The following is a 16,763-nucleotide window of genomic DNA, read 5'->3' on the forward strand; positions in this document are numbered from 1 at the left end:
ACATGAAGCGCTATCTCGTATTAGAAAATGGGTCAGTATATGCAGGAGAAGGATTTGGGGCAAAGAAATCCGTCGTTGGGGAATTAGTATTTAATACAGGGATGTCAGGTTACCAAGAATCAATCACGGACTTGTCATACAAGGGACAAATTTTGACATTCACATACCCATTGATTGGGAACTACGGAATTAACCGTGACGATTTCGAATCATTCACACCAGCCGCAACAGCGATTGTAACGCACGAAATTGCACGCCGTCCTTCGAACTGGCGTTCAGAAATGTCAATTAGCGAATGGGCAGAACGTAATGACTTGCCTGGAATTACAGGGATTGATACACGTGCCCTAACAAAGGAATTGCGTGACTCAGGTGTTATGAAGGCGACGATCGTTGATGAAGTCACAACAGACCTAGTAACTGAACTGAGCCAAGCAGTCCTAACAAACGAACAAGTTGCGGAAGTTTCAACAAAGAAGCCATACGTTAACCCCAACATGGGACCAACAATTGCGTTGATTGACTTCGGATTGAAGAACTCAATCTTGCGTGCATTGGCTAAGCGTCAAGTAAACGTGATTGTTTTCCCTTCAACAGTAACAGCAGAAGAAGTGCTGGCTGTTAACCCGGATGGTGTTCTACTGTCAAATGGACCTGGTAACCCAGAAGATGTCGCACACATTTTGCCAGTTATTCGCGAATTGCAAGCCGTTAAGCCTTTGATGGGAATTTGTTTGGGACACCAACTATTTGCCCTTGCCAACGGCGCAAAGACATACAAGATGAAGTTTGGACACCGTGGATTTAACCACGCGGTTAAGACAATTGGACTTTCACGTTCAGACTTTACATCTCAAAACCACGGATATGCAGTTGATGCAGATTCATTGGTAGGAACAGACCTAGAAGTAACACAAGTTGAAATTAATGATGGATCAGTTGAAGGAATTCGTTTGACAAATCGACCAGCCTTTTCAGTACAATACCACCCAGACGCAGCGCCTGGACCACATGATGCTGAATACCTATTCGATGATTTCTTAACAATGATTGCAGCTGACAAGGGGGAAGCAAACAATGCCTAAGCGTACAGATATTAACAAGATTTTGGTAATTGGTTCAGGACCAATTGTGATCGGACAAGCAGCCGAATTTGACTACTCAGGAACACAAGCGGTAATGTCTTTGAAGGAAGAAGGCTATGAAGTTGTTTTGGTTAACTCAAACCCAGCAACAATCATGACGGACACTGAAATGGCAGACCAAGTGTACATCGAACCACTAACACTTGAATTCTTGGAACGTATCTTGCGTAAGGAACGCCCAGACGCAATCGTACCAACGCTAGGTGGACAAACAGGCTTGAACATGGCTAAGGATTTGGCTGAAGAAGGTATCTTGGCTGACCTAGGGATCGAATTGTTGGGAACAAAGTTGTCAGCCATTGAAGAAGCGGAAGACCGTGAAGAATTTAAGGCTTTGATGGAACGTTTGAACGAACCAGTTCCTGAATCAACAATCGCCACAACAATCGAAGAAGCGGTTGATTTCGCTGAAGGGAACGGATACCCAGTTATCGTTCGTCCAGCCTACACACTAGGAGGAACTGGTGGTGGTATCGCGGCTACTCGTGAAGAATTGCTAGAAATTGCTGAAACTGGGTTGGAATTGTCACCAGTAACACAAGTGTTGATTGAACGCTCAATCGCTGGGTTCAAGGAAATTGAATTTGAAGTTATGCGAGACCGTGCTGACAACGCCTTGATCGTTGCCTCAATGGAAAACTTTGATCCAGTCGGTGTGCACACCGGTGACTCAATCGTTGTAGCACCAGTTCAAATACTTTCAGACGTTGAACTACAAATGATGCGTGATGCAGCTTTGAAGATTATCCGTGCTTTGAAGATTGAAGGTGGCGTTAACATCCAAATGGCTTTGGATCCAGAATCAATGAAGTACTACATCATCGAAGTTAACCCTCGTGTGTCACGTTCATCAGCGCTAGCCTCAAAAGCAACTGGTTACCCAATTGCGAAGATGGCAGCTAAGATTGCAGTTGGTTTGACACTAGATGAAATCATGAACCCTGTTACAGGGACAACAAAGGCTGAACTAGAACCAGCGTTGGACTACGTGATCGTTAAGATTCCACGTTGGCCATTTGACAAGTTCCAATCAGCTGATCGTCATCTAGGAACACAAATGAAGGCAACTGGTGAAGTTATGGCCATCGGTCGTAACATCGAAGAAGCCATGAACAAGGCTGTTCGTTCACTAGAAATTGGTGTGACAGGAATGGACGATATGCGCTTTGAAGAAGTAGGGACAGAAGAATTGCTAGACCTACTAATGCCAGCGCGTGATGATCGTTTGTTCATGATTACTGAATTGCTACGTCGTGGGACAACACCAGAAACAATTCATGATCGTACAAAGATTGACTTCTTCTTCTTGGACAAGCTAGTACGTATTATTGAAATCGAACAAGCTTTGACTGAAAATGTCGCAGATGCAGACACATTGGAATTGGCTAAGAAGAACGGATTTGCCGACGCAACAATCGGTGGATTCTGGAACATGTCAGGGGATGACGTAAAGGCTTTGCGTCAAGAACACAGCATCATGCCAGTTTACAAGATGGTAGACACTGTGGCGGCGGAATTCGAATCACAAACACCTTACTACTACTCAACATACGAAAAGGAAACAGAATCAGTACGTTCAGAACGCGAAAGCGTCTTGGTACTAGGTTCAGGACCTATCCGTATCGGGCAAGGAGTTGAATTTGATTATGCAACTGTTCACGCAGTTAAGGCAATCCAAGAAATGGGTTACGAAGCAATCATCATGAACTCAAACCCAGAAACGGTTTCAACTGACTTCTCAGTTTCAGATAAGCTTTACTTTGAACCACTAACAATCGAAGACGTTATGAACGTCATTGATTTAGAACAACCAAAGGGTGTTGTTGTGCAATTTGGTGGACAAACAGCTATCAACTTGGCTGCGCCATTGGCAGAACGTGGTGTTCAAATCTTGGGAACAACAGTGACTGACTTGGACAAGGCTGAAGATCGTGAAGAATTTGACCAAGTGATTAAGCGTTTAGCTCTAACGCAACCAAGTGGAAAGACCGCAACAACAATCCCAGGTGCGCTAGCTGCAGCAGATGAAATTGGCTACCCAGTTTTGGTTCGCCCTTCATACGTGCTTGGTGGACGTGCGATGGAAATTGTTGGAAATTCAGCTGAATTAGAAGATTACATGCACCGTGCGGTACAAGTATCTAACGACCATCCAGTCTTGATTGACTCATACCTAGTTGGAGATGAAGCAGAAGTGGATGTTTTGTCAGATGGTGAAACAGTGGTTATTCCTGGAATCATGGAGCACATTGAACGTTCAGGAGTGCACTCAGGTGACTCAATGTCAGTCTACCCAACACAAACTTTGTCACAAAAGGTTAAGGATGAAATGGTTGAAGCGTCAATCGCTTTGGCCAAGGAATTGAAGACAGTCGGATTGATGAACGTGCAATTCGTTATCCACGATGACACAGCATACGTTATCGAAGTTAACCCACGTGCATCACGTACAGTACCATTCATCTCAAAGGTGACAGGACTACCACTAGCACAATTAGCAACAAAGGGTATGTTGGGACAACGCCTAGCAGACTTAGGATTGGTTACTGGGGTTGTGCCTGAAAGCGAAAATGTCCACGTTAAGGCGCCAATCTTCTCATTCACAAAGTTGCCAATGGTTGACTCATTGCTTGGACCTGAAATGAAGTCTACTGGTGAAGTTATGGGATCTGATAGCACTTATGCTAAGGCGTTGTACAAGGCCTTTGAAGCAGCAAGCACAAAGATTCCAACATTCGGAAATGTTTTGTTCACAATTGCCGATGACGGTAAAGAAGAAGCTTTGGACTTGGCTAAGCGCTTTAATGCACTTGGTTTCCAAATTGTGGCAACTGAAGGAACAGCGCACTTCTTGGCTGACAACAACCTGCGTGTCACAGTATTGGATAAGATTGGACAATCAGATAACAATGCAGTGACAGCAATGCGCGATGGAAACTTGCAACTAGCAATCAACACAACTAAGGCTGACGAAGCCGCAGATAGCGACGGACTAATGATTCGTAATGCAGCCATCGAAAATGCAGTACCACTATTTACAAACTTCGACACAGTCGACGCTTTGTTGCATGTGCTAGAAGCACGTGCTTTTGATGTCAACCCAATGGCATAAGAACATGTTGTAAGAATTAACTGGAGGAAAAGTCATGACAACACCTATTTTTATTGCGTTAGATTTTCCAACTGCCGATGAAATGTGGGACTTCTTGTCTGCATTTCCAACGGACAATCGACCAGCTGTAAAAGTTGGGATGGAATTGTTTTATGCAGAAGGACCAAATTTAGTAAAGGATCTTAAAGCAGCCGGCTTTACGGTCTTTCTAGATTTGAAGCTTTATGATATTCCAAATACCGTTGGCCAAGCAGTGAAAAATTTGGCGAAATTAGATGTTGATTATTTGACGGTTCATGCAGCGGGTGGAAAGCGAATGATGGAAGCAGCGGTAGCTGGAGCAAATGAGGGTGCGCGTACATTGGGAGTGACGCCACCTAAGTTGCTTGCAATTACGCAATTAACATCATTTAGTGAAGCCGAAATGCAAGAAACACAAATGGTAACTGCGTCATTGAATGATTCAGTGGTGCACCTCGCTAAGCTAGCAAAGAGTGCGGGTATTGATGGGACAATTTCATCAGCGTTTGAATCACAAATGATTCATGATGCTGTAGGGGATGATTTCTTATCAATTACACCGGGAATTCGTTTGGCTGGAGATAGTCAAGGTGATCAAAGTCGTGTGATGACGCCAGAACGTGCGGCTGAAAAAACAGCGGATGGTCTGGTAGTTGGGCGATCAATTACGCAAGCCAGTCAGCCGGTTAATGCATATCAACTAGTGGTTAAAGGATTTGAGGGGGTTAAACATGGTTAATTATCAACAAGCAGTCGCGGGTTCATTGTTAGAAATAGGAGCAGTTAAATTCCAACCAAATGAACCATTTACCTGGGCATCTGGATTAAAGAGCCCAATCTATACAGACAATCGTCAAACGATTAGCTATCCAGAGGTACGTGATTTAATCGCAGAAGGATTGGCCAAATTGATTCGTGAAAAGTACCCAGAAGCCAATGTAATTGGTGGGGTTGCAACTGCGGGAATTCCACACGCGGCCTGGGTTGCCCAAGTGATGGGATTGCCAATGATCTATGTTCGCTCAAAGCCAAAAGATCACGGGGCTGGAAATCAAATTGAAGGTCGTGTTGATGAAAACAGTCGTGTTGTCTTGATTGATGACTTAATCTCAACTGGAGGTTCTGTCTTAGGGTCAGTCGAAGCAGTACGCAAAGCAGGGGCGGCTGTTGACGGTGTGGTATCAATCTTCTCTTATGGATTGCCTGCTGCAGATGAAAACTTTGCTGCTGCCAACACTGAATTTGCACCATTAACAACATATGCAGAATTAGTTGCAGTTGCTGGTGAAAAGGGTCAATTAACACCTGATGAAATGGCAACATTAACTGAATGGCGTAAAAACCCACGTGCATGGAGTGATGCACACCAAGCATAATTTTAAGAAGACGCTGAAAAGCGTCTTTTTTTAATGGTTAAATTTACAATGCATGTTCTTTCTTGTTAAAATGAAAGGAATATTATTTTTTTATGAAAGGTGCCTAGTGATGAAAATTGGATTGTTTACAGATACCTACTTTCCACAAGTGTCGGGGGTAGCGACGTCAATCAAGACATTAAAAGAGCAACTGGAAGCGAAGGGGCACGAGGTGTACATCTTTACATCTACTGATCCAAAGGTTAAAAAGCCAACAATTGAACCACATATTTACCGTTTTTCAAGTATGCCTTTTATTGGGTTTAAAGATCGACGTATTACTTACCGTGGTGGCTTCCAAGCATTACAAATTGCCAAGAAGTTACAATTGGACTTGGTACATACACAAACTGAATTTTCTTTGGGCCTAATTGGGAAGTTTGTTGCCCGTCAATTAAAGATTCCAGTGGTACACACATTCCACACAAATTATGAAGACTATTTGCATTATGTTGCGAATGGTCGTTTGATTCGTCCGGCGGATGTGGCATTGATTGCACGATACTTCTTGAACAGTATGACGGCGATTGTTTCTCCGTCACAACAAACATTTGATACGCTAACAAAGTATAAGGTAAAAGCCCCTATTGAAATTATTCCAACTGGAGTAAAAGTGGCGCATAACCAAGCAACAGACAACAGTGATGAACTACGTTCAGAATTAGGGTTGGCACAAGATACACCAGTACTAATGTCAATTGGTCGTGTAGCCTTTGAAAAGAATATTGATCAAGCACTATCAGTCTTCGCTGAAGTGTTGAAGGATGTTCCCGACGCAGTATTCGTTATTGTTGGTAATGGACCTGCCATGGCATCTTTGAAGGATCATGCTGAGGCAATTGGTGTCGCCAGTTCAGTTATCTTTGTTGGAGAGGTGAACCATGATAACGTCTACGGCTACTATCGCTTAGGTGATGTATTCGTCTCAGCCTCAACGTCTGAAACGCAAGGATTAACATTTATCGAAGCGATTACGGCCGATACACCAGTTGTGGCGATGCACAGTGACTACATGGATACAATCGTGGTTGATGACAATATCGGAACGCTGGTTGATGATGGATCAGAAATGATTGAACCAATTGTGCGCTACCTATGTGCTAAGCAACAAGGTGAGACTGTGGGGAATCCTGAGAGTCGCGCTGAAATACTACACGAAATTGACGAGCGTACATTCGGAAAGCGTATTAACGACTTTTACGAATTTGCCTTCTCGCTATACCATGCGGAAGCAGAAACTGATGAAGAAGATGATGACGATGCCGAATACGCACGTTCATTCTTGCATCCTTTTAGGAGAGACTCAAATGATTAAGATTACAATGTTCTCAGCGGCAGAAACAGTTCCAGGTCAAGGGGTTGGGTCTGCTTACCGTGAACTCGTGAATTTGTTGCAACGTAAGTTCCCAGAAGAACTAGAGCTGCAATTTAATACCCTAAAGTCAGCTGATATTAGTCATTACCATACGATTAATTTGCAATACTTCTTAAGTACGTTCTTGCCAAAGCGTGGACGTAAGTTGGGTTATGTACACTTTATTCCTGAAACATTGGAAGACTCAATTAAGCTTCCTAAACCAATTAAGAAAATTTTCTACTGGTACTTGATGACCTTTTACAAGCGTATGGATCATTTGGTAGTCGTTAACCCAACCTTTATCGATAAGTTAGTTGATTTGGGTGTAAAGCGTGAGCGTGTCACATACATCCCTAACTTCGTGGCTAAGGAAACATTTTATCCAATGTCAGCTGAAGAAAAGGTAACTGTTCGGGAAGAATTAGACATTCCACAAGATGCATTTGTTATCTTGGGTGTTGGTCAAGTTCAAGAACGTAAGGGTATCTGGGATTTTATTGCCTTAGCTGAAGCAAATCCTAACTGGCACTTTATTTGGGCAGGCGGATTCTCATTCGGCGCAATGACCGCTGGATATGAAGAATTGAAGAAGGTAGTGGATAATCCACCAGCTAATCTACACTTCCCAGGAATCGTTGATCGAAGCTTGATGAACAAGTACTACAATGCGGCAGATGTGTTCTTGTTGCCTAGTTTTACTGAACTATTCCCTATGTCAGCACTTGAAGCCTTTAGTACAGGGACACCAACGGTTTTGCGTGATATCGATTTGTATCGTGCAATTTTGGATGGATACTATGTGCCAGCTGATGGGCGTCCGGGGATGCAAGATGCATTACAACGTCTATCCGAAGATGCTGATTTTTCTGCAGAACTATCTAAAGAAGCTTTGGCTGCATCTGATCGTTATTCTGAAGCTAATGTTGCTGAAATTTGGCTAAAGTTTTATGCAGAACAAAAGCAAGAGGTATAAACATGTCACGCCGTAATTTAACTATTTTTGTCGTGATGTTGTTATTTGGTGTTTTGATTTTTGCATGGTCATTCCGTGATATTAGTTTGCATCAGTTTATGCTGGATATGCAATCAGCAAATCTATGGTGGTTGTTGGTGGCATTGTTGTGCATGTTAGCCTACTTGCTGCTTGAAGCAGCCGTAGTCAAGCTGTTCATTGACGAAGAAGGACAAAAATTATCATGGCGTGATGCCATTCGTGTCCCAATGGTTGAACAACTAGGAAATGGGATTACACCATTTGCTAGTGGTGGGCAACCGATGCAATTAATTGCATTGATGCAAGCGGGAATTGATGCCGGTAAAGCGGGTTCAATTTTGACAATGAAGTTCATCATCTACCAAGGAATGATTGTTGTAAACTTTATCTTGGCGTTAATTGTGGGATATCAATATATTCACGATAAGCTGCAAGATTGGTCAACAATTGTCTGGTTTGGATTTGGTATGCACGTCATCGTTGTCGCAGCTTTATTGGCACTGATGTTTTTACCACGACTAACTAACTGGCTCGTTGCCGTGAGTTTTAAGCTTATTGGTGTGTTCTCAAAAACTAAGGCTGCTGAATGGCGTCCATCGGTTGATGAACAAATCGAAGGATTTCATCAAGAAAGTTTGGTCATGAAGGCTAACTTACGCTATGTCGTTGGGGCATCAATCATTACATTTATCCAATTGATGTTCTATTACATGATTCCATACTTCATTTTGCTAGCACTAGGTGCGCAAGATGTGGATATTATTTTAATTTTGGCTCTACACATCTTAATTGTAATGGTCATTTCATTATTCCCAATTCCGGGTGGATCAGGGGGCGCAGAAGTTGGGTTTGCGGTTTTGTTCCAACAATTCCTACCAACACATGCGAAGTTGATGTTGGCCATGCTGTTGTGGCGTCTAATTACGTACTACTTCGGTATGTTTGCCGGTGTGGTTGCATTTGGGATTCCAACAACACGTCAAAAGGCGCAAAACCAGCGCTAATTTAGGTTCGATTAATACGCCGTTGTTACAATTGAATATTGGAGCACGGCTTTTTTAATAAATAAACAAAAATAAATGGGGTATATCATCATGAAAAAGGTTGGAGCAGCGCTGAAGCGCGGTGTATTAACAACAACCATGGGATTCTTTATCCTAAATGTTTTCTTGGTGTGGCTAAAGACATACTGGTCATACAATGAAAACTTTTCTTTAGGGGTAGCAGGACCAACACAGCAATTTTTGCTATTCTTTAATCCGATTCCAACAGCAATTATTTTAATTGGTATTGGACTATACTTCCGCGGTAAGGTTGCTTACTGGATTATGCTGTTGATGAACTTAATCCAATCAATTTGGTTGTTCTCAAACATGTTGTACTACCGTGAATTCTCAGACTTCTTGTCAATGAACATTATGACGTCTGGTGGATCAGCTGGGGACAACTTGTCAAAAGCACTAGGTGGATTGATTAAAGTATCTGACTTCTTGGTCTTTGCAGACATTATTATCTTAATTGCATTGCTAGCATTCCATGTGATTAAGATTGATCATGTCCGTGTACGTTTACGTGCATCACTAGCGACGACTGTGTTGGGATTTGTCTTGATGTTTGCTGGATACGGTTTGGCTGAAAAGGACCGTTCTGGTTTGTTGACACGTACTTTTGACAATAATTACATTGTTAAGTACCTAGGTTTGAACGAATATGCAGCCTACAACATTTACAAGACACAACAAACAGCCAAGGTTCGTAATAAAGCCAAGGAAGCCGATCTAGAACCAGTAGAAGCATTTGTAAAGAGTAACCAAACAACACCTAATCCAGAATACTTTGGTAAGGCCAAGGGAAAGAACGTGATTATGTTCCACTTGGAATCATTCCAACAATTCTTGATTGATTACAAAGTGGATGGGGAAGAAGTAACGCCTAATCTAAATAAGTTCTACCATGACCAACAAACATTAGCATTTGATAATGTGTATAACCAAGTTGGACAAGGTAAGACTGCTGATGCCGAAATGATGCTAGAAACAGGTTTGTTTGGAACAGCTTCTGGTTCAGCGATGGTTAACTATGGAACAACCAATACATTCCAAGCCGTACCTGGTCTGTTAGGTAAAGAAGGATACACATCTGCATCATTCCACGGCGCTGGAGCTAGTTTCTGGAACCGTGATAACACATACAAGTCATGGGGTTACGACTTCTTCTTTAGTAAGCCATTTTACAAGTATGCAGAAGATGAAAAGAATAACTATGGTTATGGTCTAAAGGATAAGTTGTTCCTAAAGGAAACGGCTGGTTACTTGGACCAAATGCCACAACCGTTCTATTCAAAGATTATTACTGTCTCAAATCACTACCCATATGATTTTGATGACCAAAATATTTCAATTAAGAAGACAAATACTGGTTCAAAGACTGTAGATGGTTATGTTCAAACAGCACGCTACTTGGACCAAGCTTTCGGTGAATTCTTACAATACTTGAAGGACTCAGGACTGTACGATAATACATTGCTAGTTTTGTATGGTGATCACTACGGTATTTCTGAAAACCACCCAGCAGCTATTGCGACCTTGCTAGGTAAAGACTCAGTAAATGATGTGGACTTAATGAATTGGCAAAAAGTCCCATTCATGATGCATGCTAAGGGACTAAAGGGATATGAAGACCACACTTATGGTGGGGAAATTGATATCATGCCAACGGTTATGCACTTACTTGGACAATCAACTAAGGATAATATTATCTTCGGGCAAGACATGTTGGCCAAGGATAATAAGCAAATTGTGACTTTCCGTAATGGAAATTGGGCAACAGATAAGTACCTACGTAGTGGAAGCAAGTATTACGATATGCGCACACAAAAGGAAATCTTCCCAGATAACAATGCTAAGTTGAAAGAAGAAGTAAAGAAGATTCAATCACATGTGGATCAAACGCTAACAAATTCAGACGCAGTGCAAACAAGTGACCTACTTCGTTTCCACTCTTTGAAAGATTTTTCAGCGATTAAGCCAAGCGATTACTCATATAAGGTAGACGCAACAATGGATAAGTTGAAGAAACTAGAAGAAGATCATCCAACTGTGATGAAGAAGAACAAGGGAAAGACAACACCATATAAGACGGATGCACCGGAATTAGGTGGTAAGCCACAAACAATTAAGGACAGCAAGTAACACTTGTTTTTAAACCCTTATATAGTAATAAGTGATAAACCAATTTGCAAATCGCAAATTGGTTTATTTTTTTTGCAAATATTGTTGACATTTGGCGTTTCAATCTATAATATTAATCAAGTTGTTAAGGGCGCTACGGCGTCTGAAACGACGCTAATTGATTCAAAAAACTTTTTCAAAAAAGGTGTTGACAATTAGCTCGCTCGTCTGTAATATTATACGAGTTGTCAAAGGCAAAACGATTCGCTAACCCTTAGGGGCGCAAGTCATTAGCCGATTCGCTTCTGAAAAAAGTTCTAAAAAACTTTTGAAAAAGCGTTGACATTCATATCGGTTCACGATATGATAATTAAGTTGTTTCAGGGAGATGCAAATCACCTAAACGAAACAACGAAGTAGATCATTGAAAACTGAATATCGTTTCGATGTAACAAATGTGTAGGTCGACCAACTATTAGTTGGTCCAAACATTTGCGAAGTCAATTCGCTAGTAAATTCGTTTAACATCTGTTAAACAACAAAAAAATTGAGTTATACTCAAACTTCAAATTGAGAGTTTGATCCTGGCTCAGGATGAACGCTGGCGGCGTGCCTAATACATGCAAGTCGAACGCACTGTGGTTCAACTGATTTGAAGAGCTTGCTCTGATATGACGATGAACATTGCAGTGAGTGGCGAACGGGTGAGTAACACGTGGGAAACCTACCTCTTAGCGGGGGATAACATCTGGAAACAGATGCTAATACCGCATAACACTAGCAACCGCATGGTTGCTATTTGAAAGATGGTTCTGCTATCACTAAGAGATGGTCCCGCGGCGCATTAGTTAGTTGGTGAGGTAATGGCTCACCAAGACGATGATGCGTAGCCGAGTTGAGAGACTGATCGGCCACAATGGGACTGAGACACGGCCCATACTCCTACGGGAGGCAGCAGTAGGGAATCTTCCACAATGGACGAAAGTCTGATGGAGCAACGCCGCGTGTGTGATGAAGGGTTTCGGCTCGTAAAACACTGTTGTAAGAGAAGAATAGCATTGAGAGTAACTGCTCAGTGTCTGACGGTATCTTACCAGAAAGGAACGGCTAAATACGTGCCAGCAGCCGCGGTAATACGTATGTTCCAAGCGTTATCCGGATTTATTGGGCGTAAAGCGAGCGCAGACGGTTATTTAAGTCCGAAGTGAAAGCCCACAGCTTAACTGTGGAAGTGCTTTGGAAACTGGATAACTTGAGTGCAGTAGAGGAGAGTGGAATTCCATGTGTAGCGGTGAAATGCGTAGATATATGGAGGAACACCAGTGGCGAAGGCGGCTCTCTGGACTGTAACTGACGTTGAGGCTCGAAAGTGTGGGTAGCAAACAGGATTAGATACCCTGGTAGTCCACACCGTAAACGATGAGTGCTAGATGTTTGGGGGTTTCCGCCCCTAAGTGTCGCAGCTAACGCATTAAGCACTCCGCCTGGGGAGTACGACCGCAAGGTTGAAACTCAAAGGAATTGACGGGGACCCGCACAAGCGGTGGAGCATGTGGTTTAATTCGAAGCAACGCGAAGAACCTTACCAGGTCTTGACATCCTTTGACCACGCCAGAAATGGCGCTTTCCCTTCGGGGACAAAGTGACAGGTGGTGCATGGTTGTCGTCAGCTCGTGTCGTGAGATGTTGGGTTAAGTCCCGCAACGAGCGCAACCCTTATTACTAGTTGCCAGCATTCAGTTGGGCACTCTAGTGAGACTGCCGGTGACAAACCGGAGGAAGGTGGGGATGACGTCAAATCATCATGCCCCTTATGACCTGGGCTACACACGTGCTACAATGGCAAGTACAACGAGTCGCTAACCCGCGAGGGTACGCAAATCTCTTAAAGCTTGTCTCAGTTCGGATTGTAGGCTGCAACTCGCCTACATGAAGTCGGAATCGCTAGTAATCGCGGATCAGCACGCCGCGGTGAATACGTTCCCGGGTCTTGTACACACCGCCCGTCACACCATGAGAGTTTGTAACACCCAAAGCCGGTGAGGTAACCTTTTAGGAGCCAGCCGTCTAAGGTGGGATAGATGATTAGGGTGAAGTCGTAACAAGGTAGCCGTAGGAGAACCTGCGGCTGGATCACCTCCTTTCTAAGGAAAATCGGAAACCTACACATTCGCATTGAAACGATATTTAGTTTTGAGTGGTTTACACTCAATGTAATACACGAGAGAAGAACCTCGGGACTGTAGCTCAGCTGGTTAGAGCGCACCCCTGATAAGGGTGAGGTCGGAGGTTCGAGTCCTCTCAGTCCCATTCTAACGGGGAATTAGCTCAGCTGGGAGAGCACCTGCTTTGCAAGCAGGGGGTCATCGGTTCGATCCCGATATTCTCCATTGCCACTCACGTGGCAGTGACTTAGATCTTTGAAAACTGAATAATATTGTAAATTTTAAATTCATTTCAAATTAATTATTTAATTAAATTGAGCCGAAAAAAATACACCGCGTAATTTTTTGAGTTTTTTAAATTAGTTTAAATCGCATGTGGCCTTGAGCCACATACTCAAACTTGAATCATCAACGTAAGTTGATAGGTTAAGTTATTAAGGGCGCATGGTGGATGCCTTGGCACTAGGAGCCGATGAAGGACGGGACTAACACCGATATTCCCCGGGGAGCTGTAAGTGAGCTTTGATCCGGGGGTTTCCGAATGGGGGAACCCAGCTTGTGTATGCAAGTTATCACCTGATGAATACATAGTCAGGTTGAAGGTAGACGTTGTGAACTGAAACATCTCATTAGCAACAGGAAGAGAAAGAAATATCGATTCCGTCAGTAGCGGCGAGCGAAAACGGAAGAGCCCAAACCAATGTGCTTGCACATTGGGGTTGTAGGACTGTCGTTGTGGAGTTACAAAGTTGTTTGTTAGCAGAATCAGCTGGGAAGCTGAGCAGGATAGGGTGATAGCCCCGTATGCGAAAACGAACAACCTCCCGTACAGGATCCTGAGTACGGCCGGACACGTGAAATCCGGTCGGAATCCGCGAGGACCATCTCGCAAGGCTAAATACTCCCTAGTGACCGATAGTGAACCAGTACCGTGAGGGAAAGGTGAAAAGCACCCCGGAAGGGGAGTGAAAAAGTTCCTGAAACCATGTGCCTACAAGAAGTCAGAGCCCGTTAATGGGTGATGGCGTGCCTTTTGTAGAATGAACCGGCGAGTTACGATAACGTGCAAGGTTAAGGTGGAAAGACCGGAGCCGTAGCGAAAGCGAGTCTGAAATGGGCGCTTGAGTACGTTGTTGTAGACCCGAAACCAGGTGACCTACCCATGTCCAGGGTGAAGATGCGGTAAAACGCATTGGAGGCCCGAACCCGTGCATGTTGAAAAATGCTGGGATGAGGTGTGGGTAGCGGTGAAATTCCAATCGAACTTGGAGATAGCTGGTTCTCTCCGAAATAGCTTTAGGGCTAGCCTCGGAATGAAGCGTGTTGGAGGTAGAGCACTGTTTTGGTGCGGGGCCCATCTCGGGTTACCAAATTAAGATAAACTCCGAATGCCAATCACGTATGTCCGGGAGTCAGACAGTGAGTGATAAGATCCATTGTCGAAAGGGGAACAGCCCAGATCGTCAGTTAAGGTCCCTAAGTGTGTGTTAAGTGGAAAAGGATGTGGAGTTGCATAGACAACTAGGATGTTGGCTTAGAAGCAGCCACCATTTAAAGAGTGCGTAATAGCTCACTAGTCGAGTGATTCTGCGCCGAAAATGTACCGGGGCTAAACACACCACCGAAACTACGGGTGCCACGTAAGTGGCGCGATAGGAGAGCGTTCTATGGGCGATGAAGTCAGACCGTGAGGACTGGTGGAGCGCATAGAAGTGAGAATGCCGGTATGAGTAGCGAAAGACAGGTGAGAATCCTGTCCACCGTATGACTAAGGTTTCCTGGGGAAGGCTCGTCCTCCCAGGGTTAGTCGGGACCTAAGGCGAGGCCAAGAGGCGTAGTCGATGGACAACAGGTTGAGATTCCTGTACCAGGTGAACATGTTTGAACGATGGAGGGACGCAGAAGGCTAACAGATCCCAGCTGATGGATATGCTGGGTTAAATCATAAGTCTTAGAGTGAGTTAAATGCTTGCTCTTCCAAGGACAAGTGATGATGAGGACCGAAATAAAGTAGGGAAGTCTGTGATGTCACGCTGCCAAGAAAAGCTTCTAGTTAGTGTTTACCTGCCCGTACCGCAAACCGACACAGGTAGTCGAGGAGAGCATCCTAAGGTGAGCGAGTGAACTCTCGTTAAGGAACTCGGCAAAATGACCCCGTAACTTCGGGAGAAGGGGTGCTCAGCGAAAGCTGAGCCGCAGTGAATAGGCCCAGGCGACTGTTTATCAAAAACACAGGTTTCTGCAAAATCGTAAGATGACGTATAGGGGCTGACGCCTGCCCGGTGCTGGAAGGTTAAAAGGAGTGCTTAGCGCAAGCGAAGGTACGAATTGAAGCCCCAGTAAACGGCGGCCGTAACTATAACGGTCCTAAGGTAGCGAAATTCCTTGTCGGGTAAGTTCCGACCCGCACGAAAGGCGTAACGATCTGGGCACTGTCTCAACGAGAGACTCGGTGAAATTTAAAGACCCGTGAAGATGCGGGTTACCCGCGACAGGACGGAAAGACCCCATGGAGCTTTACTGTAGCTTGATATTGAGTGTTTGTGCAGCTTGTACAGAATAGGTAGGAGCCGTTGAGATCGGAACGCTAGTTTCGAAGGAGGCATCAGTGGGATACTACCCTCGTTGTATGACCACTCTAACTCACATCGCTTATCGCGATGGAAGACAGTGTCTGGCAGGCAGTTTGACTGGGGCGGTCGCCTCCTAAAAGGTAACGGAGGCGCTCAAAGGTTCTCTCAGAATGGTTGGAAATCATTCGTAGAGTGTAAAGGCACAAGAGAGCTTGACTGTGAGACTTACAAGTCGAGCAGGTACGAAAGTAGGACTTAGTGATCCGGTGGTTCCGCATGGAAGGGCCATCGCTCAACGGACAAAAGCTACCCTGGGGATAACAGGCTTATCTCCCCCAAGAGTCCACATCGACGGGGAGGTTTGGCACCTCGATGTCGGCTCATCGCATCCTGGGGCTGTAGTCGGTCCCAAGGGTTGGGCTGTTCGCCCATTAAAGCGGTACGCGAGCTGGGTTCAGAACGTCGTGAGACAGTTCGGTCCCTATCCGTCGCGGGCGTAGGAAATTTGAGAGGAGCTGCCCTTAGTACGAGAGGACCGGGGTGGACGTACCTCTGGTGTATCAGTTGTTCCGCCAGGAGCATCGCTGAGTAGCTATGTACGGATGAGATAAACGCTGAAAGCATCTAAGTGTGAAACTCGCCTCGAGATGAGATTTCCCATTCTTTATGAAGTAAGACCCCTCAAAGATGATGAGGTAGATAGGCTAGAAGTGGAAGTGCAGTGATGCATGGAGCGGACTAGTACTAATGGTTCGAGGACTTAACCAAGTTGAACAAAACGTGGTGTTAAGGCTCAATTAAAGAGTGAAGT

At 44.2% G+C, this 16,763-nt stretch carries 8 protein-coding genes, 2 tRNA genes and 2 rRNA genes; all 12 read left to right on the top strand.

What is annotated here, in order from left to right:
• Positions 1-2 precede the first annotated feature (2 nt).
• The 12 genes from KHQ31_RS01130 to KHQ31_RS01185 all read left to right on the top strand — a co-directional run bounded on the left by KHQ31_RS01130 (position 3) and on the right by KHQ31_RS01185 (position 16,720).
• Positions 3-1,085 carry a carbamoyl phosphate synthase small subunit gene (locus tag KHQ31_RS01130; protein ID WP_213409191.1) on the top strand — a complete coding sequence of 361 codons (1,083 nt, stop codon included), beginning with the start codon at positions 3-5 and terminating at the stop codon, positions 1,083-1,085.
• The gene (carB, locus tag KHQ31_RS01135) at positions 1,078-4,257 is read left to right on the top strand and encodes a carbamoyl-phosphate synthase large subunit (RefSeq protein ID WP_213409192.1); all 3,180 of its coding nucleotides are present in this window, start codon (positions 1,078-1,080) and stop codon (positions 4,255-4,257) included. The genes KHQ31_RS01130 and carB overlap by 8 nt, the downstream gene beginning before the upstream one ends.
• A 34-nt stretch (positions 4,258-4,291) precedes the next feature.
• The gene (gene pyrF / locus KHQ31_RS01140; RefSeq protein ID WP_213409193.1) at positions 4,292-5,017 is read left to right on the top strand and encodes an orotidine-5'-phosphate decarboxylase; all 726 of its coding nucleotides are present in this window, start codon (positions 4,292-4,294) and stop codon (positions 5,015-5,017) included.
• Positions 5,010-5,654 (top strand): orotate phosphoribosyltransferase, encoded by a 645-nt coding sequence (pyrE, locus tag KHQ31_RS01145; RefSeq protein WP_213409194.1) that lies wholly within the window; start codon positions 5,010-5,012, stop codon positions 5,652-5,654. Before pyrF ends, pyrE begins: the two co-directional genes overlap by 8 nt.
• Before the next feature lie 109 nt (positions 5,655-5,763).
• Positions 5,764-7,008 carry a glycosyltransferase family 4 protein gene (locus KHQ31_RS01150; protein WP_213409195.1) on the top strand — a complete coding sequence of 415 codons (1,245 nt, stop codon included), beginning with the start codon at positions 5,764-5,766 and terminating at the stop codon, positions 7,006-7,008.
• A complete protein-coding gene (locus KHQ31_RS01155) occupies positions 7,001-8,023 on the top strand; it encodes a glycosyltransferase family 4 protein (protein ID WP_213409196.1) in 1,023 nt (340 codons plus the stop codon). The genes KHQ31_RS01150 and KHQ31_RS01155 overlap by 8 nt, the downstream gene beginning before the upstream one ends.
• 2 nt (positions 8,024-8,025) lie before the next feature.
• Positions 8,026-9,048, top strand: a complete 1,023-nt coding sequence (locus KHQ31_RS01160) for a lysylphosphatidylglycerol synthase transmembrane domain-containing protein (RefSeq protein WP_213409197.1) — start codon at positions 8,026-8,028, stop codon at positions 9,046-9,048.
• Positions 9,049-9,138: 90 nt separating this feature from the next.
• Positions 9,139-11,235, top strand: coding sequence for an LTA synthase family protein (locus KHQ31_RS01165; protein WP_213409198.1), 2,097 nt, complete (start codon positions 9,139-9,141; stop codon positions 11,233-11,235).
• Between the two features lie 545 nt (positions 11,236-11,780).
• Positions 11,781-13,358 (top strand): 16S ribosomal RNA (locus KHQ31_RS01170).
• A 92-nt stretch (positions 13,359-13,450) separates the two neighbouring features.
• Positions 13,451-13,524: transfer RNA gene (locus KHQ31_RS01175), tRNA-Ile, on the top strand.
• 7 nt (positions 13,525-13,531) lie between these two features.
• Positions 13,532-13,604, top strand: a tRNA-Ala gene (locus KHQ31_RS01180).
• A 199-nt stretch (positions 13,605-13,803) separates the two neighbouring features.
• Positions 13,804-16,720: ribosomal RNA gene (locus KHQ31_RS01185) — 23S ribosomal RNA — on the top strand.
• The 16S and 23S rRNA genes sit together here with 2 tRNA genes alongside, the layout of an rRNA operon.
• Positions 16,721-16,763: the final 43 nt, after the last annotated feature.

This window comes from Weissella ceti, from assembly GCF_018394055.1.
Lineage (GTDB): Bacteria > Bacillota > Bacilli > Lactobacillales > Lactobacillaceae > Weissella > Weissella ceti.